21 protein-coding genes are annotated in these 20,972 nt (G+C 68.6%); 5 read left to right on the forward strand and 16 right to left on the reverse strand.

Annotated features, from left to right (window positions below):
• The first annotated feature begins 243 nt into the window (after positions 1–243).
• Genes KOI47_RS31630 through KOI47_RS31645 form a run of 4 tightly spaced genes read left to right on the forward strand, consistent with a single transcriptional unit; the run spans position 244 to position 3,328 of the window.
• A complete protein-coding gene (locus tag KOI47_RS31630) occupies positions 244–654 on the forward strand; it encodes a hypothetical protein (protein WP_216210639.1) in 411 nt (136 codons plus the stop codon).
• Positions 654–1,277, forward strand: a complete 624-nt coding sequence (locus tag KOI47_RS31635) for a DUF3558 domain-containing protein (RefSeq protein ID WP_216210642.1) — start codon at positions 654–656, stop codon at positions 1,275–1,277. The genes KOI47_RS31630 and KOI47_RS31635 overlap by 1 nt, the downstream gene beginning before the upstream one ends.
• Positions 1,277–2,566 (forward strand): PPE domain-containing protein, encoded by a 1,290-nt coding sequence (locus tag KOI47_RS31640; RefSeq protein WP_216210644.1) that lies wholly within the window; start codon positions 1,277–1,279, stop codon positions 2,564–2,566. Before KOI47_RS31635 ends, KOI47_RS31640 begins: the two co-directional genes overlap by 1 nt.
• Before the next feature lie 27 nt (positions 2,567–2,593).
• Positions 2,594–3,328: an ESX secretion-associated protein EspG gene (locus KOI47_RS31645; protein WP_216210646.1), complete on the forward strand. Its 735-nt coding sequence runs from the start codon at positions 2,594–2,596 to the stop codon at positions 3,326–3,328.
• Here the strand turns inward: KOI47_RS31645 and KOI47_RS31650 are convergent, their stop codons facing one another.
• Entirely contained in the window at positions 3,329–3,514 is a 186-nt protein-coding gene (locus KOI47_RS31650) for a DUF397 domain-containing protein (protein ID WP_216210648.1), read from the reverse strand.
• A 23-nt stretch (positions 3,515–3,537) separates the two neighbouring features.
• The gene (locus KOI47_RS31655; RefSeq protein WP_216210650.1) at positions 3,538–4,380 is read right to left on the reverse strand and encodes a helix-turn-helix domain-containing protein; all 843 of its coding nucleotides are present in this window, start codon (positions 4,378–4,380) and stop codon (positions 3,538–3,540) included.
• A 93-nt stretch (positions 4,381–4,473) separates the two neighbouring features.
• Between KOI47_RS31655 and KOI47_RS31660 the strand changes: the two genes are divergently transcribed.
• Positions 4,474–4,791 (forward strand): hypothetical protein, encoded by a 318-nt coding sequence (locus KOI47_RS31660; protein WP_216210652.1) that lies wholly within the window; start codon positions 4,474–4,476, stop codon positions 4,789–4,791.
• Here KOI47_RS31660 and KOI47_RS31665 read toward each other — a convergent pair.
• The 14 genes from KOI47_RS31665 to KOI47_RS31730 are packed head-to-tail and all read right to left on the reverse strand — an operon-like array spanning position 4,755 to position 20,971.
• Positions 4,755–5,501: a hypothetical protein gene (locus KOI47_RS31665; RefSeq protein ID WP_216210653.1), complete on the reverse strand. Its 747-nt coding sequence runs from the start codon at positions 5,499–5,501 to the stop codon at positions 4,755–4,757. The two genes, KOI47_RS31660 and KOI47_RS31665, sit on opposite strands and share 37 nt — an antisense overlap.
• 37 nt (positions 5,502–5,538) lie before the next feature.
• Positions 5,539–7,113: an NADH-quinone oxidoreductase subunit NuoN gene (gene nuoN, locus KOI47_RS31670; RefSeq protein WP_216210656.1), complete on the reverse strand. Its 1,575-nt coding sequence runs from the start codon at positions 7,111–7,113 to the stop codon at positions 5,539–5,541.
• A 3-nt stretch (positions 7,114–7,116) separates the two neighbouring features.
• Positions 7,117–8,685 carry an NADH-quinone oxidoreductase subunit M gene (locus tag KOI47_RS31675; protein ID WP_216210657.1) on the reverse strand — a complete coding sequence of 523 codons (1,569 nt, stop codon included), beginning with the start codon at positions 8,683–8,685 and terminating at the stop codon, positions 7,117–7,119.
• Entirely contained in the window at positions 8,682–10,580 is a 1,899-nt protein-coding gene (gene nuoL / locus KOI47_RS31680) for an NADH-quinone oxidoreductase subunit L (RefSeq protein WP_216210659.1), read from the reverse strand. Before nuoL ends, KOI47_RS31675 begins: the two co-directional genes overlap by 4 nt.
• Positions 10,581–10,591: 11 nt before the next feature.
• Positions 10,592–10,891, reverse strand: a complete 300-nt coding sequence (gene nuoK / locus KOI47_RS31685) for an NADH-quinone oxidoreductase subunit NuoK (protein WP_216210661.1) — start codon at positions 10,889–10,891, stop codon at positions 10,592–10,594.
• Positions 10,888–11,742, reverse strand: coding sequence for an NADH-quinone oxidoreductase subunit J (locus tag KOI47_RS31690; protein ID WP_216210662.1), 855 nt, complete (start codon positions 11,740–11,742; stop codon positions 10,888–10,890). The genes nuoK and KOI47_RS31690 overlap by 4 nt, the downstream gene beginning before the upstream one ends.
• Positions 11,739–12,305, reverse strand: a complete 567-nt coding sequence (gene nuoI / locus KOI47_RS31695) for an NADH-quinone oxidoreductase subunit NuoI (RefSeq protein ID WP_216210664.1) — start codon at positions 12,303–12,305, stop codon at positions 11,739–11,741. The genes KOI47_RS31690 and nuoI overlap by 4 nt, the downstream gene beginning before the upstream one ends.
• Positions 12,292–13,656, reverse strand: coding sequence for an NADH-quinone oxidoreductase subunit NuoH (gene nuoH / locus KOI47_RS31700; protein WP_232376383.1), 1,365 nt, complete (start codon positions 13,654–13,656; stop codon positions 12,292–12,294). Before nuoH ends, nuoI begins: the two co-directional genes overlap by 14 nt.
• Positions 13,653–16,127 (reverse strand): NADH-quinone oxidoreductase subunit G, encoded by a 2,475-nt coding sequence (locus KOI47_RS31705; RefSeq protein WP_216210667.1) that lies wholly within the window; start codon positions 16,125–16,127, stop codon positions 13,653–13,655. The genes nuoH and KOI47_RS31705 overlap by 4 nt, the downstream gene beginning before the upstream one ends.
• Positions 16,124–17,410: an NADH-quinone oxidoreductase subunit NuoF gene (nuoF, locus tag KOI47_RS31710; RefSeq protein ID WP_216210668.1), complete on the reverse strand. Its 1,287-nt coding sequence runs from the start codon at positions 17,408–17,410 to the stop codon at positions 16,124–16,126. Before nuoF ends, KOI47_RS31705 begins: the two co-directional genes overlap by 4 nt.
• Positions 17,407–18,270: an NADH-quinone oxidoreductase subunit NuoE gene (gene nuoE, locus KOI47_RS31715; RefSeq protein ID WP_216210670.1), complete on the reverse strand. Its 864-nt coding sequence runs from the start codon at positions 18,268–18,270 to the stop codon at positions 17,407–17,409. The genes nuoF and nuoE overlap by 4 nt, the downstream gene beginning before the upstream one ends.
• On the reverse strand, positions 18,267–19,646 hold the full coding sequence (locus KOI47_RS31720; protein ID WP_216210672.1) for an NADH-quinone oxidoreductase subunit D: 1,380 nt from the start codon (positions 19,644–19,646) through the stop codon (positions 18,267–18,269). Before KOI47_RS31720 ends, nuoE begins: the two co-directional genes overlap by 4 nt.
• Positions 19,643–20,422, reverse strand: a complete 780-nt coding sequence (locus KOI47_RS31725; RefSeq protein WP_408629868.1) for an NADH-quinone oxidoreductase subunit C — start codon at positions 20,420–20,422, stop codon at positions 19,643–19,645. The genes KOI47_RS31720 and KOI47_RS31725 overlap by 4 nt, the downstream gene beginning before the upstream one ends.
• Positions 20,423–20,971, reverse strand: a complete 549-nt coding sequence (locus tag KOI47_RS31730; protein ID WP_141998955.1) for a NuoB/complex I 20 kDa subunit family protein — start codon at positions 20,969–20,971, stop codon at positions 20,423–20,425.
• Between the last annotated feature and the right edge of the window lies 1 nt (position 20,972).

The raw sequence follows: 20,972 nt of genomic DNA on the forward strand, positions 1-20,972 counted from the left end.
ACTACTTACAGCAATATTCAATGGACACAAAGTAGCTATGCGCGCGGGGCGGATTCTGCTGTCAGCGGGTATGGCGAATCTCGGCGAAAGGGGTCGGCCGAATCGGAACCCGTGCTAACGTCGGCCCGTCGAAACACGCAGCGTAGGCGAACGACAACAGGTCACATCGAGTCGGAATGGGTTCGGGAGGGACCATGACGACGGGGAAGGCACGCGCGGCTCGATATGCGGCAGGGGTGAACCGTGGCTGAGCAGCCCGACGGACGCGACACCATCAGCACGATCGGCTGGCTGGCCTCCGGAGTGACCGCGGGCGCACGCGAGGCCGCGGCGGGCGGCCCCGGCTTCGAGTACAGCCTGGATGAGCTCCGCATCCTGAAAGCCGAGTGGGAGGACACGGCGGAAGAATTCCGGAAAGACCAGCAGCACGCCAGGAACATCGCGCAAGCCGAAGGGCCGGGTGCAGAGTTCGCCAGTGGGGAGAACGCGACCATGGTCAACAACACCGGGATGACCCTGCTGGGTGCCCTGAAGGAGCGGGAGGACTACTGCTGGGCGCAGGCGGAGAAATACGGTGCCGCCATGGGCCGGTACGCCGCCAACGAGGACGACAGCGCTGCTGAGATCAGCAAGACGGGTGGCTCGATCCTCTGATGCGCCAGGCGACTCCGCTGCTCGTCACCGTAGCGATCCTACTGGCAGGCTGCTCGGGCCAGGAACCGGGCAGCCCGAGCCTCGCACCAACCGCTACCGGTCAGTCGCCATCCGGCACGTCAGAGCCAACCAGCGCACCCAACAACGGAGCGCCCAAGGTCGAGAACCCGCTCGACATCTCTCGCTTCCAGCAGGCCCCGTGTGAGGTGCTCACATCCGAACAGGTCACCAGGATCTTCAATGCCAAGGTGAGCCCGGAGCCCGACATCAACGGCCCATCGGGACCGGCCTGTAGCTGGAGCGCGGGTCTTCCCACCAAAGCCAGCGTTTCCGTCATCTTCCCAAAAGTCTACGACGGGCTTAGCGCGATCTACGGCAACGGGGATAGAGCGCGCCTGTTTGAAGTCCTCGATCCGGTCGCTGGGTATCCAGCGGTAGCGAGCAGCATCTACGACGACCCGCGAACAACCGGTGCATGTCCTGTCATTGTAGGCACCAGCGATACCACGGCAGTGAATGTCAACATCCAGTTGTCCGAGGACAAGGTGGGGGAGGCCGATCCGTGCCAGGCGGCGCATGATGTCGCGGCCATGGTGATCAGCAACATCAAGGGGGCAAACTGATGGCGGGCAAGCTCTCAGCTGCCGAAATCTACCGGCAGATCAACGGCGGGCCTGGGCCGGAGAAACTGTCCGTCGCGAAGCAGGCAGCCGAAGAGCTGAAGGTTCGGCTGCAAGATCGAGCGGGCCAGGTGGCCCGGCTGGAACAGCGAATTCAGGAAGGCTGGAAAGGTCAAGCCGGTTCCGCTGCGGCGAATGCCGCAAAACCACTGGCCAAAGCCAGCGAGCTGGATTCCGGCTATCTCAACGTCGCGGATCACGCGATCGACAATCAGATCGAGTCGTTCCGGCGGGTGCAGAACAGTGTGGTGCCGGTATCGGACAAGCCGCCGGAGATGACGGCGACCGGGCTGTTCGACTCGATGTCGATCGGCGACATGGGCAGGTACATCGCCGAGGTCGGCAAGTGGCAGGCCGAAAGCGAGGCCAATGTGCAGGCCTACACCACCTACCACCAGGCCAGCACCAGCAACGGGCAGACGATGCCTTCCGCGTTCGCGCCGCTGACCGATCCGGGCGCGCCGATCTCGATGGCCGATGGCAGCGGCGGCGCCAAGGAGGCCGGGGGTCCGGGCGGTTCCAGGGTCGCGCCACCGGTGATCGGTGGCTCGGTCGGTGCTTCCGGTGGTCGACCGGGGGTCAGCAGCGACGGCGGCGGGGACTACCGGCCACCGCCAAGCCCCGCTACGGGAGCACCAGGCGGCACGGGCGACCGACAGGGTCCAACGCCCGGCACACAGCGGGTACCGGCCGGGCGCACCAGCACCGATACCGATGGCACCGGGGCTTCTTCCTGGCGGCCCAGCCCTGCTCCCGAACCGACTCCGCAGCAGGGCGGCCAGCAGTTCGGGCCGGGTGGCAGGCCGCCCGGCGGAACGGGCACCGGTACCGGGCCAGGTGGCGGGTCCGGCTTCGGCCCGATCGGCAGCGGACCGGGTGGCGGCAGCGGCTCCGGGCCCGGGAGCGGCGGGTATCGCGGCAACGGAGGCATCGGCTCCGGACGGACCGGCGGCATGCCGGGGCAAGGACGGTTCACCGGCGCCCTGCCGGGCGAGGGCAGTACTGCTCGGGGCACCACGGGCGGCGCACCGGGCTCCACGGGAACGTCCGGACGAGCGGGAGCCGCCGGAATGCCGATGGGCGCGGGCGCGGGCCGCGGCCAGGGTGGCGAGGACAAGGACCGCCAGCGGCCCGACTACCTGAAGGATCCCGACCCGGACGAGACCTACGGCGGCTTCGAGGGCAAGGTCGTGCCCCCGGTCATCGGCGAGACCAGGAAAGACGAAAGCTAGCGACGGCTGCGGGGAGGGGGAGGCACCGTGGCCGTGCGCCACCTGCTGGAACTGTCACTGGACACCTTGCTCAGCGCGATGGCACAGACCGGCTGCGGCAGACCGCACGTGGTCTTCGCGGGTGGGGCGCACTACATCTCGCCAGAGATCCGGGCAGAGGTGGACCGGGAGATACTGGACGAGCTCGGCTCCCTCGGCCTGGTCAGGGGCAGGGAACTGACCGGGGACTTCGAGGACACGCTGCACCTGCTGGACCGGCCGGACACCGAGTACTACACCTTCATCCGCACCGGCGATGTGCAGTACACGGCACTGGTCGCCGCCAAGGGGCGGGATGCGGTGGCCGCCGCGCACCGGGACGGGACGGTGTGGCTCGGCCCGGCCGAGGACAACGACCTGACCGGCACGCTCGCCGCGCAGCTACCCGACTTTCCGCCGGCCGAGTTCACCCCGTTCTCGGTGCGCCAGGAGGAGTTCGCCGCACTGGAGCGGGCCGACGCCTACGAGCGCAGCCGCGACGCGAGCGCCATGGCTGCGCTGCTGGAACCACCGCACTACGGGCTCGGTTACCTGCATGTCGCCAGGCGCGCAGCAGGCGGGAGGGAAGAGGCGTCCGCGACGCTGTCGTATCTCGACGCCGAAGCGGGCCGGATCGGCATCGAGCTCAGCGGGCCGCCCGGCAACCAGTACCTCAACCTGTTCCCCGGCGATGCGGACCGCCTGGCGGGCAAGATCGCCTCGATTCGTGCCCGGCTGGACTGATCAGCCGCGGCGCAGGGCCGACAACAGGGCCACCGACTCCGGGCGGGTCAGGACCAGAGCCCCGCCTTCGGGGTCCTTCGAGTCCCGGATCGCCGTCCGGTCCGCGGTGACGGCCAGCTCGACACAGTTGGACTCCGAGCCGCTGTAGCTGGACTTGCGCCAGGTCACGCCGGTGAGGTCTTGCACGGCGGGCCGTCCTTTCACCCAGGTCAGTCGTAGCTTTCCGCTATCGACTCAACCATACGGACGGACTGCATAGGATCCAAGGCGACCGCGTTCAGGCTCGCGGTCGCCTCGACATAGGGATCGACATCGGCCTTCTGGTGCAGGAACAGGCCCGAGCGGCGGTGTTCCAGATGTACGACCGGTCGTGCGTCGTAGAACTCGAGCAGCACATACGCACTGTTCACCCCAGGGTGGCCACCCACATCGAAAGGAATCACCCGGAGTTCGACGGCGGGCCGTTCCGCCATTGTCACCAGGTGCCGGAGCTGGTCCGCCATCACCAGGGAACCACCGATCCGGCGCCGGAGTGCCGCCTCGTCCACGAACGCGACCAGGTTCGGGGGTTTGCGACGGTCCAGTACTTTCTGCCGCTCCGCCCGCAAGTCGACCCGCGCCTGAATATCCGCCGGGGCGACTCCGGTCGAGTGCATCACGGCTCGAATGTATGACGGGGTCTGCAAGAGGCCGGGAACCAGAATCGAGGCGGCATCCACGATCCGGGTGGCGTCGGATTCGTACTGTGCCAGGGTTTTGGCCTGGTGGGGAACGTCGGCGTAGCGGGTCTCCAGCCAGTTGGGACGGTCCACGTCGCGGGCCATCTCGAGCAGGGAATCCCGCCGTGCCCCGGTGACCTGGTACACCGCGAGCAGCGCGGACACCTCTTCCACCGAGGCGTTGCGCAGGCCGGTCTCGATCCGGCTGAGCGTGGACTGCGACCAGTCCAGTTTTTCCACCACCTCGATCATGGCGAGCTTGCATTCCTTACGCGCTGCCCGTAACCCCTCTGCAAGACCACGTGCCTGTGGCTTGGGTTTCTGTTTCGGCATCGGATCACCCCATTCCGTGACAGATCTTGCCAGGAGCCATGCTCAACTTGATAGTCTATTCTGCAAGAATTCACTCCATCCAGGGAACGAGCCATGCGATACGGATACTTTGCTTTTGATCACCGGAAGACCTCGGTACACGAGGTGGACCTCGCGCAGATCGGGTTCGCCGAGCTGAACCACGCCCTCGGCGGAGATCAGCGGTTCACCGAGGGGTTGCGGCCGTGGGGCATCGACCTGCTGCGCACCGGGCGGCACGAGGCCGGGCTGTTCACCTTCGTCTACGCCGAGACCGACGAGCTGGGAACCATGGGCAGGAGCATCGCCGAGCTGGAGATCGCCTGGAACGGCCGTACGGAGATCCCGTCCGGGGCTCAGGGGTCGATTCCGGCGTTGAACACGGCCAGGTAGCTCTCACTGTCCTCTGTGCACATCACGTCGTCCACGCGGATGGTCAGCCGCAGGACATCGGCCGTGTCGAACTCGAGGGAGTAGACCTGCCCCGCGCCGAGCTCCCTGCCGTCGTAGGTGATCGGCTCCCCGGTCGTCCCGTCCAGCACCGTCAGGGCCGGTTCCCGCGTGTTCAGGTCGCCGAGGCCGATCTCCGCCCGGAACGTGCCGGGCCGCCTGCCGATATGCACGGAGTACGTCCCGTAACAGCGGACGGTCAGCGCGTCCGGCCGGGGCTTACCGTTCACGCTGATCTCCCGGTACTGCCAGTACCCCTCCTTCTCGACCACCCGCAGGTCGCGAAGCGGAATCCGGTCCGCGGGGGCCGGGTTCGGGGTGTCCGCCGAGGTCGGAGTGCCGGACGGAAGCGAGGGATCGCCCGCCTGCGGGGTGGTGGAGCCGGTGGGTGCCACCAGGAACCCCGCCGTCCCGCCACCCACCAGGCAGATCACCACGGCCAGCACCATCCACACGTCGACCCGCGCTCCCCACCGCCTGATCACGATGAAGACGCCGAGCACCACCGCGAGCACCGCGCCCGTCCAGGCGAGGGCACTGAGCCTGCCCTGGAAAAGGGCGACCACCGCGGCGACGTTGGCGACGACCCCGATGGAGGTCAGCAGGGCGCTGCCCCGCTGCTTGGCGCGGGCCCCTTCGCGCCCGTCTTCCATGGAAACGCTCCCCCAGTAGCCGCGGCAGGGCAGGCAGTCAGAACACGAAACCGCCCGCACCGGCCCAGTCCAGCGCGAAGCTGGGCGCAACGCCGAGCAGCAGGGTGACGACCACGCCGAGGGTGATGGCCGCGGTGGTGAACGCGCCGGGCACGCTGACCGTCGGGCCGTCCGGGGCGGGCTCGGAGAAGAACATCAGCACCACCACCCGCAGATAGAAGAACGCGGCGATGGCGCTGGCCACCAGTGCGATGACCACCAGCGGCGCCATCCCGTCCGAGAGCGCGGCCTCGAACACCACGAACTTCCCGATGAACCCGCTGGTCATCGGGATACCGGCGAGGGCGAGCAGCAGGAAGGTGAACGTCCAGGCCAGCAGCGGGGACCGCTTGGCCAGCCCGGCCCATGCGGACAGGTGGGTGGCCTCCCCGCCGGCGTCACGGACCAGGCTGATCACTCCGAAGGTGGCGATCGTGGTGAAGCCGTAGGCCAGCAGGTAGAACATCGTGCCGGACAGGCCATCCTCGGTCAGCGCGATCGAGCCGACCAGCAGGAACCCGGCGTGTGCGATGGAGGAGTAGGCGACCATCCGCTTCACGTCGGTCTGGGTGAGCCCGAGGATCGCCCCGATCAGCATCGACACGATCGCCACGCCCCACAGCACCCCGCGCCACTCCCAGCTGGTCGACTCGAAGCCGACCGTGAGCACGCGCAGGATCCCGCCGAACGCGGCCACCTTGGTGCAGGCCGCCATGAAGGCCGTCACCGGGGTCGGGGCGCCCTGGTAGACGTCCGGGGTCCAGGTGTGGAACGGGCCGACCGAACCCTTGAACAGCAGGCCGACCACCAGCAGCCCGAACCCGGCGAACAGCAGTGTGTCGGAGCGGTCCGTGCCCGCCGTGGCGTTCGCGATATCGGCCAGCTGCACCGAACCCGCGTAGCCGTACAGCAGCGCGAGGCCGTACAGGAAGAAGGCGCTGGCGAACGCGCCGAGCAGGAAGTACTTGACCGCGGCTTCCTGGGAGATCAGCCTGCGCCGCCTGGCCAGCCCGCACATCAGGTACAGCGGGAGGCTGAGCACCTCCAGCGCGATGAACATGGTGAGCAGGTTGTTGGCCGCGCAGAAGGTCATCATCCCGGCGAGCGCGAACAGCGTCAGCGGGAACACCTCGGTCTGCATGCCGGTGGAACCGGCCTGCGCCCGGTCCTGCATGGTGCCGGGCCGGATCCCCGCCTGCGCGACGAACGCCCCGCCCGGCTCCACCGAGCGGTCCGCGATCAGCAGCACCGCGCCCAGCGCCAGGGCGAGCAGGGTGCCCCAGAGGAACAACGCCGGCCCATCCACCGAGATCATGCCGCTGAAGGTGGCCACCCCGCGGTCCGGCGCGTCACTCACGTACGCGCCCAGTGCGACCCCCGCGGCCGCCAGCGTCAGCAGGCTGAGCACGACCTGGCCGGACCAGCGCTGGTGCCGGGGCAGGAAGGTCTCGAACAACACGCTGATGCAGGCGGCGCCGAGGACGATCAGCACCGGCAGAATCGCGGCGTAGTCGATCGAGGGGGCCTCCAGCGGCCCGTCCCCCTGCTGCTGGGCAAGAAGAACGTCGAGCATGTATCAGTTGCCTTCCTGCAAGGTCGTCGACGGCGCGACCGCCTCGAGCGTCGCCTCGACCGACGGGGAGATCGTGTCCAGCACCGGCTTCGGATACAGGCCGAGGCCGATGATCAGCACCACCATCGGCGCCAGGACCCCGATCTCCCGCACGGACAGATCCTTGATCGTCTTCTTCGCACCCGTTTCCGGCGCTGCCGCGGTTCCCGGGCCTCCGCCTGCCCCGACCAGGGCGTCCCCACGGACCGGACCGGTCATCAGGCGCTGGTAGAGCCACAGCACGTAGGCCGCGGCGAGCACCATGCCGATGGTGGCCAGGATCGCGTAGGGCGTGCGGGTCTCGAAGGAGCCAAGCAGCACAAGGAACTCGCTGATGAACGAGTTCGTGCCGGGCAGCGAAAGGGTGGACAGCCCGGCGATGAGCAGCATGCCGCCGAGGACCGGGGTCACCTTGGCCATGCCGCCGTAGTCGGAGATCCGGGTGGATCCGCCGCGCAGCGCGATCATCCCGATCACCACGATCAGCATCCCGGTGGCCAGGCTGTGGTTGAGCATGTAGGACACCGCGCCGACCTGCGCCTGCTGGGTGAAGGCGAAGATGCCCAGCGCGATGAAGCCGAAGTGCGAGATGGACACATACGCGATGAGCCGCTTCATGTCCTGCTGCCCCGCGGCGAGAACGGCGCCGTAGAGAATCCCGATCACGGCCAGCACCAGCACCAGCGGGGCGAGCTCCTGGCTGGCGTCGGGGAACATCGGCAGGTTGTAGCGCAGCAGGCCGAAGGTGCCGACCTTGTCCAGCACGCCGACCAGCAGCACGGCGACGCCGATCGGAGCCTGCCCGGCTGCGTCCGGCAGCCAGGTGTGGAACGGCACCAGCGGGGCCTTGATCGCGAACGCGATGAAGAAACCGAGGAACAACCAGATCTGGGTGGAAAGCGGCGCGTCCTGCACCACCCCGACCAGGGTGGCCCAGTCGAAGCTGCCCGCGCCGATCCGGTCGTCGGCAAGGGAGTACGCCCCGATCGCCGAGGCCAGCATCAGCAGGCCGCCGAGGAAGGAGTACAGGAAGAACTTCACCGCCGCGTACTGCCGCCTCGGCCCGCCGTAGTAGCCGATCAGGAAGTACATCGGGATCAGCATGATCTCGAACAGGACGTAGAACAGGAAGACGTCGGTGGCGGCGAAGACCGCGATGGTCAACGACTCCTGCACCAGGATCAGCGAGAGGAAACCGGCGGCGCCGCGGCCCTCGGGCAGCTTGTCGGTGGAGCCGAGCGCGCCGATCACGATCGGCACCAGCAACGCGATGACCGCGATCATCACCAGCGCGATGCCGTCCATCCCGAACGAGAAATGCACCCCGAAGGCCGGGATCCAGTCGAAGGAGGATGCCTGCTGGATCCGCTCGCCGCCAGGGTCGTAGCCGATCCACAGTGGAACGATCAGCAGCAGCTCGACGATCGAGATGCCGAGCGCGACCAGGGTGGCCAGCCGGTCGTTCCCGCGCAGCGCCGTCAGAGCGATCGCCCCGAGCAGGGGCAGCAGGATCAGGACGAGCAAGAGAGTCATGCGAACCTCACCAGCAGCAGGGCGGCGACGAGCAGGAAGGAGCCGCCGAGCATGGACAGCGCGTAGGAGCGGACGAACCCGGTCTGCATCCGGCGCAGCCTGCCGGAACCGCCGCCGAGCAGCGCGGCCAGCCCGTTCACCGCGCCGTCAACCCCGCGGTTGTCCAGGTAGACCGAGGCCCTGGTGAGCCACAGGCCGGGCCGGGCGACCAGGTTCTCGTTCAGCGCGTTGCCGTACAGGTCGTTGCGCGCGGCCCGGACCACACCCGAGACGTTCTCCGGCCGTTCGACCGAGGCCTGCCGCCTGCCGAACAGCAACCAGGCCAGCAGCACCCCGAGCGCGGACAGCCCGACCGTGAGGATCGGCACCAGCGCGTGTGGCAGCACCCCGTGCTCGGACTCCTGCAACGCGCCCAGCGAGGGGGTCAGCCACTCCACCAGCGCGTCGCCCTGGGTGAACAGGAACCCGGCCGCGACCGAGCCGAAGGCCAGCACGATCATCGGGCCGGTCATCACCGGGGGTGACTCGTGCGGGTGGAACTCCCTGCCGTCGCTGGACTTGATCTCCCGCCAGCGCTCCTTGCCGAAGAAGGTCATCAGCACCAGGCGGGTCATGTAGAAGCCGGTGATCCCGGCGCCGAGCAGCGCGGCGCCGCCGAAGATCCAGCCACGCCAGCCCTCCTGGCCGAAGGCGGCCTCGATGATCGCGTCCTTGGAGTAGAACCCGGAGAGGAAAGGGAACCCGATGATCGCGAGGTAGCCGAGGCCGAAGGTGGCGAAGGTGATCGGCATCCGCTTGTACAGCCCACCGAACTTGCGCATGTCGACCTCGTCGTTCATGCCGTGCATGACCGAACCGGCCCCGAGGAACAGGCCCGCCTTGAAGAAGCCGTGGGTGAGCAGGTGGGTGATGCCCAGCGCGTAGCCGAACGGCCCGAGGCCCACCGCCAGCATCATGTACCCGATCTGACTCACCGTGGAATACGCGAGCACCTTCTTGATGTCGTCGTAGGCACAGCCGATCACACACCCGATCAGCAGGGTCAGTGCTCCGACGATGGTGACCACCAGCTGCCCGGTCGGGGTGAGGTTGAAGATCGGGCCGGAACGGGCGATCAGGTACACCCCCGCGGTGACCATGGTCGCGGCGTGGATCAGCGCGGAGACCGGGGTCGGCCCCTCCATCGCGTCCGGGAGCCACGCCTGCAGCGGGAACTGGCCGGACTTACCGCAGGCACCGAGCAACAGCAGCAGCGCGATCGCGGTGACCACCCCGGTGGGAACCTGGCCGATACCGTCGAACACCTCGGCGTAGTTGGTGCTGCCGATGTACTTCCACATCAGGAAGATCGCGATGGCAAGGCCGACGTCGCCGACCCGGTTCATCAGGAAGGCCTTCTTCGCGGCGGTGGCCGCGGACGGCCGATCCTGGTACCAGCCGATCAGCAGGTAGGACGCCAGACCGACACCCTCCCAGCCGAGGTACAGCGTCACAAAGCTGTTGCCGAGCACCAGGATCAGCATCGCGGCGACGAACAGGTTCAGGTAGCCGAAAAACCGGCGCCTGCCGTCCTCGCCGTGCATGTAGCCGATCGAGTAGATGTGGATCAGCGAGCCCACGCCGGTAATCAGCAGTACGAAGGTCACCGAGAGCGGGTCCACCCGCAGCCCGAGGTCGATCTGCAGCGCGTCGACCGGGATCCAGGAGTACAGCGCGACATCCCGCGCGCCGGAGAAGGAGCTGGAGAAGAACATCGCCAACGCGTAGGCGAAGGACGCGAGGACGGTGCCGCAACCGAGCAGGTGCCCCCAGCCGTTGGTCCGCTTGCCGCCGACCAGCAGGATGAGCGCACCGAGCGCCGGGAAGGCGACCAGCAGCCACGATGATGTGATCAAGGCCTAAACCCCTAGTACTTCAGCAGGTTGGTGTCGTCGATCGAGGCCGATCGCCGGGTACGGAAGATCGCCATGATGATCGCCAGCCCGACGACCACCTCGGCCGCGGCGACCACCATCACGAAGAACGCCATCACCTGCCCGTCGATGGAACCGTTGATCCGCGCGAAGGTGACCAGCGAGAGGTTCACCGCGTTCAGCATCAGCTCGATGCACATGAACACCACGACGGCGTTGCGGCGCACCAGCACACCGACCGCGCCGATCGCGAACAGCAGCGCGGACAGCAGCAGGTAGTAGGTCGGGGTCACTTGCTCTCCCCCTCGTCGGTCTCTTTACCGCCCACCAGGGAGCGCGCGTCCGGCTCCGGTTCCTCGCCCGCGACCCGCCTGCGCCCCGGTTCCAGGTGCTCGGCCGCGGTGGACTCGATCAGCCTGGACAGCGACTCCGGGGCCACCGAGCCGTCCGGCAGCAGCGCCGGGGTGGCCACCGTATGCGAGGTGGCGAACACGCCGGGCCCGGGCTTGGGCGAACGCCGCTCGTACTCGCCGCGGAAGCGGGCCTCGACCAGCTCACGCTGGGACCGCTTGCCACCCTTGGCGTGCCGGTCGGTGAAGGACAGCACCATGGCGCCCATCCCGGAGACGATCAGCAGCGCGGCGGTCAGCTCGAACGGGAACAGGTAGTCGGTGAAGATCAGCCTGCCGAGGCCGCCAGCGCCGCCGCCCTCCGGGCTGCCGGGGTCCGGCGGCACGGCCGGGGTGACATCGGCAAGCGAGCGGGTCAGCGCGGCGGCGAACAGCACCGCCATCCCGATGCCGAGCACCGAGGCGGCCAGCCGCTGGCCACGCAGCACCTCGACCACCGAGTCGGAACTGTCCCTGCCGGCGAGCATCAGCACGAACAGGAACAGCATCATCACCGCGCCGGTGTACACGATGATCTGGGTGAACCCGAGGAACTGCGCCTGCTGCACCATGTAGATCACGCCCAGCGACAACATGGTGAGCGCCAGCCAGAGCACCGAGTGCACCGCGTTGCGGGCGAAGATCATGGCCAGCGCACCGGCCAGTGCGACCGGGCCGAGCACCCAGAACGCGACGGCCTCGCCGGTGGAGACGGCCGCTTCCATCGGCGCCTGCGCGAGAATCGGCGCGATCATTGCATCGCCTTCTCTTCGGACGTTTCGACCGTCTCGCCCGAGGGCACTCCACGCCCGCGGGCGAGTTCCGGGCCGTTGACGTAGTAGTCCTGCTCGTTCTCGCCGAGCCGCATCGGGTGCGGCGGCTGCTCCATCCCCGGCAGCAGCGGCGCCAGCAGGTCCTCCTTGGTGTAGATCAGCCGTTGCCGGTCGTCATCGGCGATCTCGTAGAAATTGATCATCGTGAGGGACCGGGTCGGGCAGGCCTCCACGCACAGGCCGCAGCCGATGCAGCGCAGGTAGTTGATCTGGTAGTCCATGCCGTAGCGCTCACCAGGGGAGTAGCGCTCCTCCTCGGTGTTGTCCCCGCCCTCGACGAAGATCGCGTCCGCGGGGCAGGCCCAGGCGCACAGCTCGCAGCCGACGCACTTCTCCAGCCCGTCCGGGTGCCGGTTGAGCTGGTGCCTGCCGTGGTACCGGGGCGCGGCGGGCGCGCCGATCTCCGGGTACTCCTCGGTGGCCACCTTCTTGAACATCGTGGCGAAGGTGACGCCGAAGCCCTTGATGGGGTCAAACAGTCCCATTGTCAGGACCCTCCTTTTCGGAATCGCCCCCGGCGGTGACCGAGGCCGTTTCCTTCCTGGCCGCCCTTTCCTTGGCCTTGAGCGCCTTCCGGCGCGGGGTGGTGTCCGGGACCTTCAGGTCCAGCGGCGGCAGCGGGTAGTCGCTGCCGGTGACCGGCACCGAGTCGTCGTCCGGCAGCCGCTTCTCCGGCAGCAACAGGGTGAGCAGCACCAGCACCACGATGGTGATCCCGCCGATGACCAGGATCTGGCCGGTGGTGACCTCCGCGTCGGTGCGGATCGCGCGGATGCCCGCGATCAGCACGAACCAGATCAGGCCGCCGGGGATGAGCACCTTCCAGCCCAGCTTCATGAACTGGTCGTAGCGGAACCTCGGCAGCGTGCCGCGCAGCCAGATGAAGCCGAACAGCAGCAGGAACACCTTGGCGAAGAACCACAGCAGCGGCCAGAAGCCGGTGTTCAGCACCCCGTCGCCGATGGTGGACAGTGGCCATGGCGCCCGCCAGCCACCGAGGAACAGCGTGGTGCAGAACGCCGAGACGATCACCATGTTGACGTACTCGGCGAGGAAGAACATGGCGAACTTCATCGAGCTGTACTCGGTGTGGAACCCGCCGACCAGCTCGGACTCGGCCTCCGGGAGGTCGAACGGCGCCCGGTTGGTCTCGCCGACCATGGAGATCAGGAAGATCACGAAGCTGGCAGGCAGCAGGTAGAAGTACCAGCCGCTCTGCTGGGCGTCCACGATCTCGGAAAGGGAAAGCGACTGCGCGTACAGCGCGACCCCGAGAATCGCCAGCCCCATCGCAATCTCGTAGGAGATCACCTGCGCGGTGGAGCGCAGCCCGCCGAGCAGCGGGTATGGCGAGCCGGACGACCAGCCTGCCAGCACGATCCCGTACACCCCGATGGCCGAGGTGGCCAGGATCAGCAGCACGCTCACCGGCAGCTCGACCAGCTGCAGCACGGTCTGCTCACCGAAGATGGACACCTGCGGGCCGAACGGGATGGCGCCGAGCCCGATCAGCGCGGGCACCGCGGACATCACCGGCGCGAGGAAGTAGACCTTGCGGTCTGCGGTGTCCGGGATCACCTGTTCCTTGAACGGCAGCTTGATCGCGTCCGCGATGGACTGGAAGTAGCCGCCCGGCCCGACCCGGTTCGGGCCGGGCCGGTTCTGCATCCGGCCCATGGCCTTGCGTTCCCACACGATCAGGAACACGGTCATGACCGGGCCGATCAGCAGGATCACCACGGCCTTGAGCAGGATCAGCCACCACGGGTCGTCCGCGAGCAGCTCGGCGCGGCTGGCCGCGTCCTGCGCCTGCGCCAGGAAAAGCGGGTCGCTCACTCAGCACCTCCGGCCGCGATCGACACCTCGGCGCCGTGCCCGGCGCCCAGCGCAACGCGGACTCTCGATCCGTCCGAGTTGGACGGTAACCAGACCACCCCGTCCGGCAGGTCGGCGACCTCCACCGGCAGCGTGATCGAACCCCGGTCGGTGGACACCGTGACCCGCTTGCCGACCGACCGCGCGGTGTTCGCGGACAGCCTGGCCACCACCGGGCGTGCGGTTCCGGCCAGATGCGGCTCGTCCACCTGGAGCGAGCCGTTGTCCAGCAGCTGCCGCCAGGTCGCCAGCACGGCCTTGCCCGCGGCCGGGGCGGCCTGCGGCAGGCCGGGAACGTCCGGGGCGGCACCGTCCCGTGGCCGGGCGGGCAGCCGGGCGAGGTCCCCCGCCGCGGCGGCGGGGCTCTGGGTGAACAGGTCCACGTCCATCTCGACGGCGAGGGTGTCCAGCACCCGGCAGTCCGGCAGCGCGCCGGTGCCCTCCAGGGTCACCTCGAACTCCCGGCGGCGGCCCTCCCAGTTCAGGTAGCTGCCGGACTTCTCGACGGCGGGTGCGATCGGCAGCACCACGTCGGCGCGTTCGGTGACGGCGCTGCGCATCAGTTCCAGGCTGACCACGAAGGCGCCACCGGCCAGTGCGCCGCGGGCCAGCTCCGGATCGGGCAGGTCGTCCGGATCCACCCCGCCGACCAGCAGGCCGGAGAGCTCACCGGCCGCGGCCGCGGACAGGATGCCGGTGGTGTCCCGGCCCGGCTGCGCGGGCAGCGAACCGGCCGCCACTCCCCAGGCCCGTTCGACCTCGGCGCGGGCCTGCTCGTCGGTCACCGCGCGGCCACCGGGCAGCAGGGTGGGCAGGGCGCCGGTGTCCAGCCCGCCGCGCTCACCCGCGCGGCGCGGGATCCAGGCCAGCTTCGCGCCGGTGCGGGCGGACAGCCGGTGCAGCGCGGTGAACAGGCCCGGCACCTCGGCCGCCCGCTCACCGACCAGCACCACCGCGCCCTCGGCCGCCAGCTGCTCGTCCAGGTCCTTGGCATGCTGGCCAATGGCCTCGATCGCGGCCGCCTCGCCGCCGGGCCGGCAGGCCAGCAGCTCGCCGAAGGTCTTGCGCACCGCCGGGGTGCTCCACTGTCCGAGGTGGACGACCTTGGTGCCCTTGTCCCGCGCGGCCTTGCGCAGCCGCAGGAAGACGATCGGTGCCTCCTCCTCCGGCTCGAAGGCCACGCACAGCACCACCGGGGCGGTCTCCAGCGCGCCGAAGCTGACGTGCTCCGGGGTGTTGCCGACCACGTGCGCGGCGAGGAAGTCCAGCTCCTCGGGGGAGTGCGCCCGTGCCCGGAAGTCGATGTCGTTGGTGCGCAGGGCCAGCCGGGCGAACTTGGTGTAGGCGTAGGCGTCCTCGACGGTGAGCCTGCCGCCGGGCAGCACCCCGACCCCGCCTGCGTCCCGCGCCGCGGCCAGGCCGTCGGCGGCAACTCGCAGGGCCTCGGTCCAGGAGGCCTCCTCCAGCTCGCCGGTCTGCGTGTTACGCACCAGCGGGCGGCGCAGCCGGTCGGCGGCGCTGGTGTAGCGGAAGGCGAACCTGCCCTTGTCGCAGACCCACTCCTCGTTCACCTCGGGGTCGTCCCCGGCCAGCTTGCGCATCACCTTGCCGCGCCGGAAGTCGGTGCGCTCGGCGCAGCCGGAGGAACAGTGCTCGCACACGCTGGGCGCGGACACCAGGTCGAACGGGCGGGAGCGGAACCGGTACTGCGCGCTGGTCAGCGCGCCGACCGGGCAGATCTGGATGGTGTTGCCGGAGAAGTAGCTGTGGAAAGGGTGCCCGCTGCTGGTGCGCGAGGCCAGGTCCAGCACGTCCGCGGTCTCCGCGGTGCCGATCTGCTGGTTCGCCCCACGCTCCAGCAGGTCGATGAAGGGGTCACCGGCGATCTGCTCGGAGAACCGGGTGCAGCGCTGGCAGAGCACGCAGCGTTCTCGGTCCAGCAGCACCTGGCTGGAGATCGGCAGTGGCTTGGGGAAGGTGCGCTTGGCGTCCACGAACCGGGAGTCGGCGCGGCCGTGCGCCATCGCCTGGTTCTGCAGCGGGCACTCCCCGCCCTTGTCGCAGATCGGGCAGTCCAGCGGGTGGTTGATCAGCAGCAGCTCCATCACGCCCTGCTGCGCCTTGTCCGCCACCGCCGAGGTGAGCTGGGTCTTGACCACCATGCCGTCGGCCACGGTCATCGTGCAGGAGGCCTGCGGCTTCGGCATCGGCCTGCCGTTCATCTCGACCTCGACCAGGCACTGCCTGCAGGCGCCTGCCGGGTCCAGCAGCGGGTGGTCACAGAACCGCGGGATGACCGTGCCGAGTCGCTCGGCGGTGCGGATGAGCAGCTCGCCCTTGGGCGCGATGACCTCTTCGCCGTCGATGGTCAGCTTGACGTACCCCTCCGGAACCGGGGTCTCTTCCGTCTTGGCTTCGGGCGCGATCGTCATGATGCTGCTCCCACCAGTTCTTGCTTGGCCTTGTTGCTCTCGCACAGGGCGAGGAACTCGTCCCGGAAGTACTTGATGCCGCTGGTGATCGGGCTGACCGCGCCGTCGCCGAGCGCGCAGAACGAGCGGCCGAGCACGTTGTCACAGACATCGAGCAGGGTGTCGATGTCCTCCTCGGTGCCCTTGCCCTCGACCATCCGCTCCAGCACCTGCGCCATCCAGAAGGTGCCCTCCCGGCAGGGCGTGCACTTACCGCAGGACTCGTGCTCGTAGAACTGGGTCCACTTCATCACCGCCCATGGCACCGAGACCGTCTCGTTGAAGATCATCAACGCGGTGGTGCCCAGCATCGAGCCCGCCTCGGCCGCGCCCTCGAAGTCCAGCGGCACGTCCAGGTGCTCCGCGGTGAACAGCGGGGTGGAGGAACCACCGGGGGTCCAGAACTTCAGCGGGATGCCGTCCTTCATCCCGCCTGCCAGCTCCAGCAGCTCGCGCAGGGTGGTGCCGAGCGGGGCCTCGTACTGGCCCGGCCGCTCCACGTGCCCGGAGATGGAGTAGATCTTCGGGCCGGGCGACTTCTCGGTGCCCATCTCGCGGAACCAGTCGGCGCCGCCGTTCACGATGTACGGCACGCTGGCGATGGTCTCCACGTTGTTCACCGTGGTCGGCGCCGCGTACAGGCCGGAGGCAGCGGGGAACGGCGGCTTCAGCCGTGGCTGCCCGCGCCTGCCCTCCAGCGAGTCCAGCAACGCGGTCTCCTCGCCGCAGATGTAGGCGCCGGCCCCGGCGTGCACGGTGATGTCCAGGTCGTACCCGCTGCCGAGGATGTTCTTGCCGAGATAGCCCGCGTCGTAGGCCTCCCGGACCGCGTTGTTCAGCCTGCGGATGCAGTGGATGACCTCGCCGCGCACATAGATGAAGCAGTGGTGCGAGCGCATCGCGTAGGCGGCGATCACGCAGCCCTCGATCAGCGAGTGCGGGTCCGCCATCATCAGCGGGATGTCCTTGCAGGTCCCCGGCTCGCCCTCGTCGGCGTTGATGACGAGATAGTGTGGCTTCTCCTCGTCCTTGGGCATGAAGCCCCATTTCACGCCGGCCGGGAAGCCCGCGCCGCCGCGGCCACGCAGCCCGGCGTCCTTGATCAGCTGGACCAGCTGCTCCGGGGTGCCCTTGAGCGCCTTGCGGATGGCGGTGTAGCCCTCCAGCCGCTCGTAGGTGTCCAGCCGCCAGGAGTTCGGGGACAGCCAGCGCTTGGTGAGCACCGGGGTCAACGGGTCGGTCATTTCTTCTCCACCTCCGGCAGCGGCACCTCGTCCGCCATCGCGGGTGCCGTCCAGCCCCGCTCCTCGGCGAGCCGGGCACCGCGCAGGGTCTCCTCGGCGGCCGAGGGGCCGTCGACATCGGTGCGGAAGGTCTGCTCGTCCTCCGGGAAGAACCCGGCCAGCTGCAGTTCCGTGCTCTTGAAGTCGGTCAGCGGGGCACCCCGGCTTGGCGCGGGCTTCTCCCCGCGGCGCAGGGCGTCCACCAGCTCGACCGCACTCTGCTCGGTCTGCTTGTCGTAGAACTCGTAGTTGACCTGCATGACCGGGGCCAGGTCGCAGGCCGCGAGGCACTCGGCGTGCTCGATGGTCAGCGAGCCGGGCTGCCCCGGTTCGCCAACGGTCTCCTCGTGGCCGAGGGGCTTGCCGTCCGCGCCGAGGTGCTCGGCGAGCCTGCGGTAGATCGCGTCCCCGCCCATCGCGGCGCACAGCGTGTTGGTGCACACGCTCACCAGGTGCTCGCCGCAGGGCTTGCGCTTGTACATGGTGTAGAAGGTGACCACCGCGCTGACCTCGGCCTCGGAAAGGTCGAGCTGCCGGGCGCAGAAGGCGACGCCCTCCTGGCTGACGTAGCCCTGCACGGACTGCACCAGGTGCAACATCGGCAGCAGCGCCGACCGGCTCTGCGGGTACCGCGAGATCAGGTCCTTCGCCTTGGCCACGATGTCCTCGCCGAACACGTCTGTGTCCAGTGTGGACTCGGCGAGCTCGAACTCCTCCTTGCCGGTGGAGATGCCGGGGACGTCCACATCGGCACCGGCCGCGGCGTGGGTCTGCTCGCTGTACTGCGGCCCCGGTTCGGGCACGGGTGTCGGAGAGTTCATCGGTCCACTCCCCCCATCACGGGGTCGATCGAGGCGACCGCGGCGATCATGTCGGCCACCAGGCCGCCTTCGGACATGGCCGGCATCGACTGCAGGTTGACGAAGCTGGGTTCCCGGACGTGCACCCGCATCGGCCGGGTGCCGCCATCGGACACCATGTGGTAGCCGAGCTCGCCGCGCGGGGACTCCACCGGTACGTACACCTGGCCCGGCGGCACCCGGAAGCCCTCGGTCACCAGCTTGAAGTGGTGGATCAGCGACTCCATCGACTGACCCATGATCTTGCGAACGTGCTCCAGCGAGTTCCCCATGCCGTCGCTGGAGACGGACAGCTGGGCCGGCCAGGCGATCTTCTTGTCCTCCACCATGATCGGCCCGGGCTCCAGCTTCTTCAGCACCTGCCGGATGATCCGCAGGGACTGGTGCATCTCCTCGACCCGGATCAGGTACCGGGCCCAGCAGTCGGCCTCGTTCGAGGTGGGGATGTCGAACTCGAACTCGTCATAGCAGGAGTACGGCTCGATCTTGCGCAGGTCCCAGGCCAGCCCGGCGGAACGCAGCACCGGCCCGGTGACGCCGAGCGAGAGGCAGGCGTCCACCGGGAGGTAGCCGACGCCCTTCAGCCGGTTGCGCCAGATCGGCTGGCCGGTGAACAGCTTGTCGTACTGCGGCAGCCGTTTGTCCATCACCTTGCAGAACTCGGTGACCTTCTCGTGGAAGTCCGGCGGCATGTCCTGGGCCAGCCCGCCGGGCCGGATGAAGGCGTGGTTCATCCGCAGCCCGGTGAGGTACTCCAGCAGGTGCAGGACTTCCTCCCGCTCGCGGAACCCGTAGGTCATCGCGGTGGAGGCGCCCAGCTCCATCCCGCCGGTGGCAATGTAGACGAAGTGCGAGCCCAGCCGGTTCAGCTCCAGCAGCAGCACGCGCAGCAGCTGGGCGCGGCGGGGCACCTCGACCTCGAGCAGCTTTTCCACCGCGAGGCAGTAGGCCATCTCGTTGGCCAGCGGGGCCAGGTAGTCCATTCGCGTCACGAAGGTGACGCCCTGGGTCCAGGTGCGGTACTCGCAGTTCTTCTCGATCCCGGTGTGCAGGTAGCCGATCACCGAACGCAGGTTGGTGATCGTCTCCCCCTCCAGCTCCAGCACCAGGCGGAGCACGCCGTGCGTTGAGGGGTGCTGCGGCCCCATGTTGATGACCATGCGCTCGTCATGCTCGGGGTCCAGATCGGAGAGGAAGTCCTCCCAGTCGCCACCGCTGACCGTGTAGACCCGGCCCTCGGTGGTCTCCCTGGACTCCGCGTAGGGCTGGCTGCTGGCACCCTCGGCCGTGGTGTCGGTGCCGGTGCTCTTCTCGGCGATACGATCGCTGCTGGTCACGAGTACGACCTCCGCTGATCGGGTGGCGGGATCTCCGCGCCCTTGTACTCCACCGGGATCCCGCCGAGCGGGTAGTCCTTGCGCTGCGGGTGGCCGTCCCAGTCGTCCGGCATCAGGATGCGGGTCAGCGCGGGATGTCCCTGGTAGACGATCCCGAACATGTCGTAGGCCTCCCGCTCCTGCCAGTCGGCGGTGGCATAGACCTCCACGACGGACGGAAGATGCGGGTCCTCGATATCCAGGGTGACCTCGAGCCGGATCCGGCGGCGGAAGGTCATGGACATCAGGTGGTACACCGAGTGCAGCCGCTGCGGCACCTCCGGCCCGTAGTCCACACCGGACACCGAGCTGCACATCTCGAACCGCAGGCCGGGGTCGTCGCGCAGGGTGCGGCAGACCCCGACCAGGTGCTCCCTTGCCACGTAGAAGGTGATCTCGCCGCGGTCCACGGTGACCTGCTGGATGGCCTCGTCCACCGGGATGCCGTTCTCGCCGAGCGCGGCGAAGAACTCGTCGGCGAACTCGTCGAACCAGCCGCCGTAGGGCCGCTCGGCGGGCGGTGGGGTGTAGGCGGGCAACCGCAGGCCGCCGTAGCCCGAGGTGTCCCCGGTGCCGGAGACGCCGAACATGCCCTTGCGCGGCCTGCCCGCGACCACCGGTTCGGACGCCTGGGCGGGGCGGGTGCCCGCCGGTTCCAGCCCGCCTTCTTCGCGCTCGGCGCTGGACTGCTCCTCGCCGGGCCGCGGCTTGGTGGGTTCGTCGTCAGTCACGGGCACTCACTTCTTCGCGTACTTGATCGACGAGGGCACCAGCTCGGTCCGCTCGCCGCTGGCGGCGCGCAGGGCCGCACGGCGCGGGCCCATCGGCTCGTCCTGGATCTTGGCGTGCAGCTTGAGGATCGCGTCCAGCAGCATCTCCGGCCGCGGCGGGCAGCCGGGCAGGTACATGTCCACCGGGACGATGTGGTCCACGCCCTGCACCACGGCGTAGTTGTTGAACATCCCGCCGGAGGATGCGCACACGCCCATCGAGAGCACCCAGCGCGGCTCGGCCATCTGGTCGTAGATCTGGCGCAGCACCGGGGCCATCTTCTGGCTGACCCGGCCCGCAACGATCATCAGGTCGGCCTGCCGCGGGGTGGCGCTGAACCGCTCCATGCCGAAGCGGGCGATGTCGTAGCGGGACCCGCCGGTGGTCATCATCTCGATCGCACAGCAGGCCAGCCCGAAGGTCGCGGGCCACAGCGAGTTCTTCCGCGCCCAGTTGACCAGGCCTTCCAGGCTGGCCAGCAGAATTCCGTTGGGTAACTTCTCTTCCAGACCCATA

This window comes from Amycolatopsis aidingensis, assembly GCF_018885265.1.
In the GTDB taxonomy this organism is placed as follows: domain Bacteria; phylum Actinomycetota; class Actinomycetes; order Mycobacteriales; family Pseudonocardiaceae; genus Amycolatopsis; species Amycolatopsis aidingensis.

Bases quoted from the DNA above. Each gene is read 5' to 3' on its own strand.
- KOI47_RS31660 (WP_216210652.1), top strand. From the start codon at position 4,474: ATGCGATACGGATACTTTGCTTTTGATCACCGGAAGACCTCGGTACAC.
- KOI47_RS31640 (WP_216210644.1), top strand. From the start codon at position 1,277: ATGGCGGGCAAGCTCTCAGCTGCCGAAATCTACCGGCAGATCAACGGC.
- KOI47_RS31635 (WP_216210642.1), top strand. From the start codon at position 654: ATGCGCCAGGCGACTCCGCTGCTCGTCACCGTAGCGATCCTACTGGCA.
- KOI47_RS31730 (WP_141998955.1), bottom strand. From the start codon at position 20,971: ATGGGTCTGGAAGAGAAGTTACCCAACGGAATTCTGCTGGCCAGCCTG.
- KOI47_RS31705 (WP_216210667.1), bottom strand. From the start codon at position 16,127: ATGACGATCGCGCCCGAAGCCAAGACGGAAGAGACCCCGGTTCCGGAG.
- KOI47_RS31675 (WP_216210657.1), bottom strand. From the start codon at position 8,685: ATGACTCTCTTGCTCGTCCTGATCCTGCTGCCCCTGCTCGGGGCGATC.
- KOI47_RS31655 (WP_216210650.1), bottom strand. From the start codon at position 4,380: ATGCCGAAACAGAAACCCAAGCCACAGGCACGTGGTCTTGCAGAGGGG.
- KOI47_RS31690 (WP_216210662.1), bottom strand. From the start codon at position 11,742: ATGATCGCGCCGATTCTCGCGCAGGCGCCGATGGAAGCGGCCGTCTCC.
- nuoN (WP_216210656.1), bottom strand. From the start codon at position 7,113: ATGCTCGACGTTCTTCTTGCCCAGCAGCAGGGGGACGGGCCGCTGGAG.
- nuoE (WP_216210670.1), bottom strand. From the start codon at position 18,270: ATGAACTCTCCGACACCCGTGCCCGAACCGGGGCCGCAGTACAGCGAG.
- KOI47_RS31665 (WP_216210653.1), bottom strand. From the start codon at position 5,501: ATGGAAGACGGGCGCGAAGGGGCCCGCGCCAAGCAGCGGGGCAGCGCC.
- nuoF (WP_216210668.1), bottom strand. From the start codon at position 17,410: ATGACCGACCCGTTGACCCCGGTGCTCACCAAGCGCTGGCTGTCCCCG.
- nuoI (WP_216210664.1), bottom strand. From the start codon at position 12,305: ATGGGACTGTTTGACCCCATCAAGGGCTTCGGCGTCACCTTCGCCACG.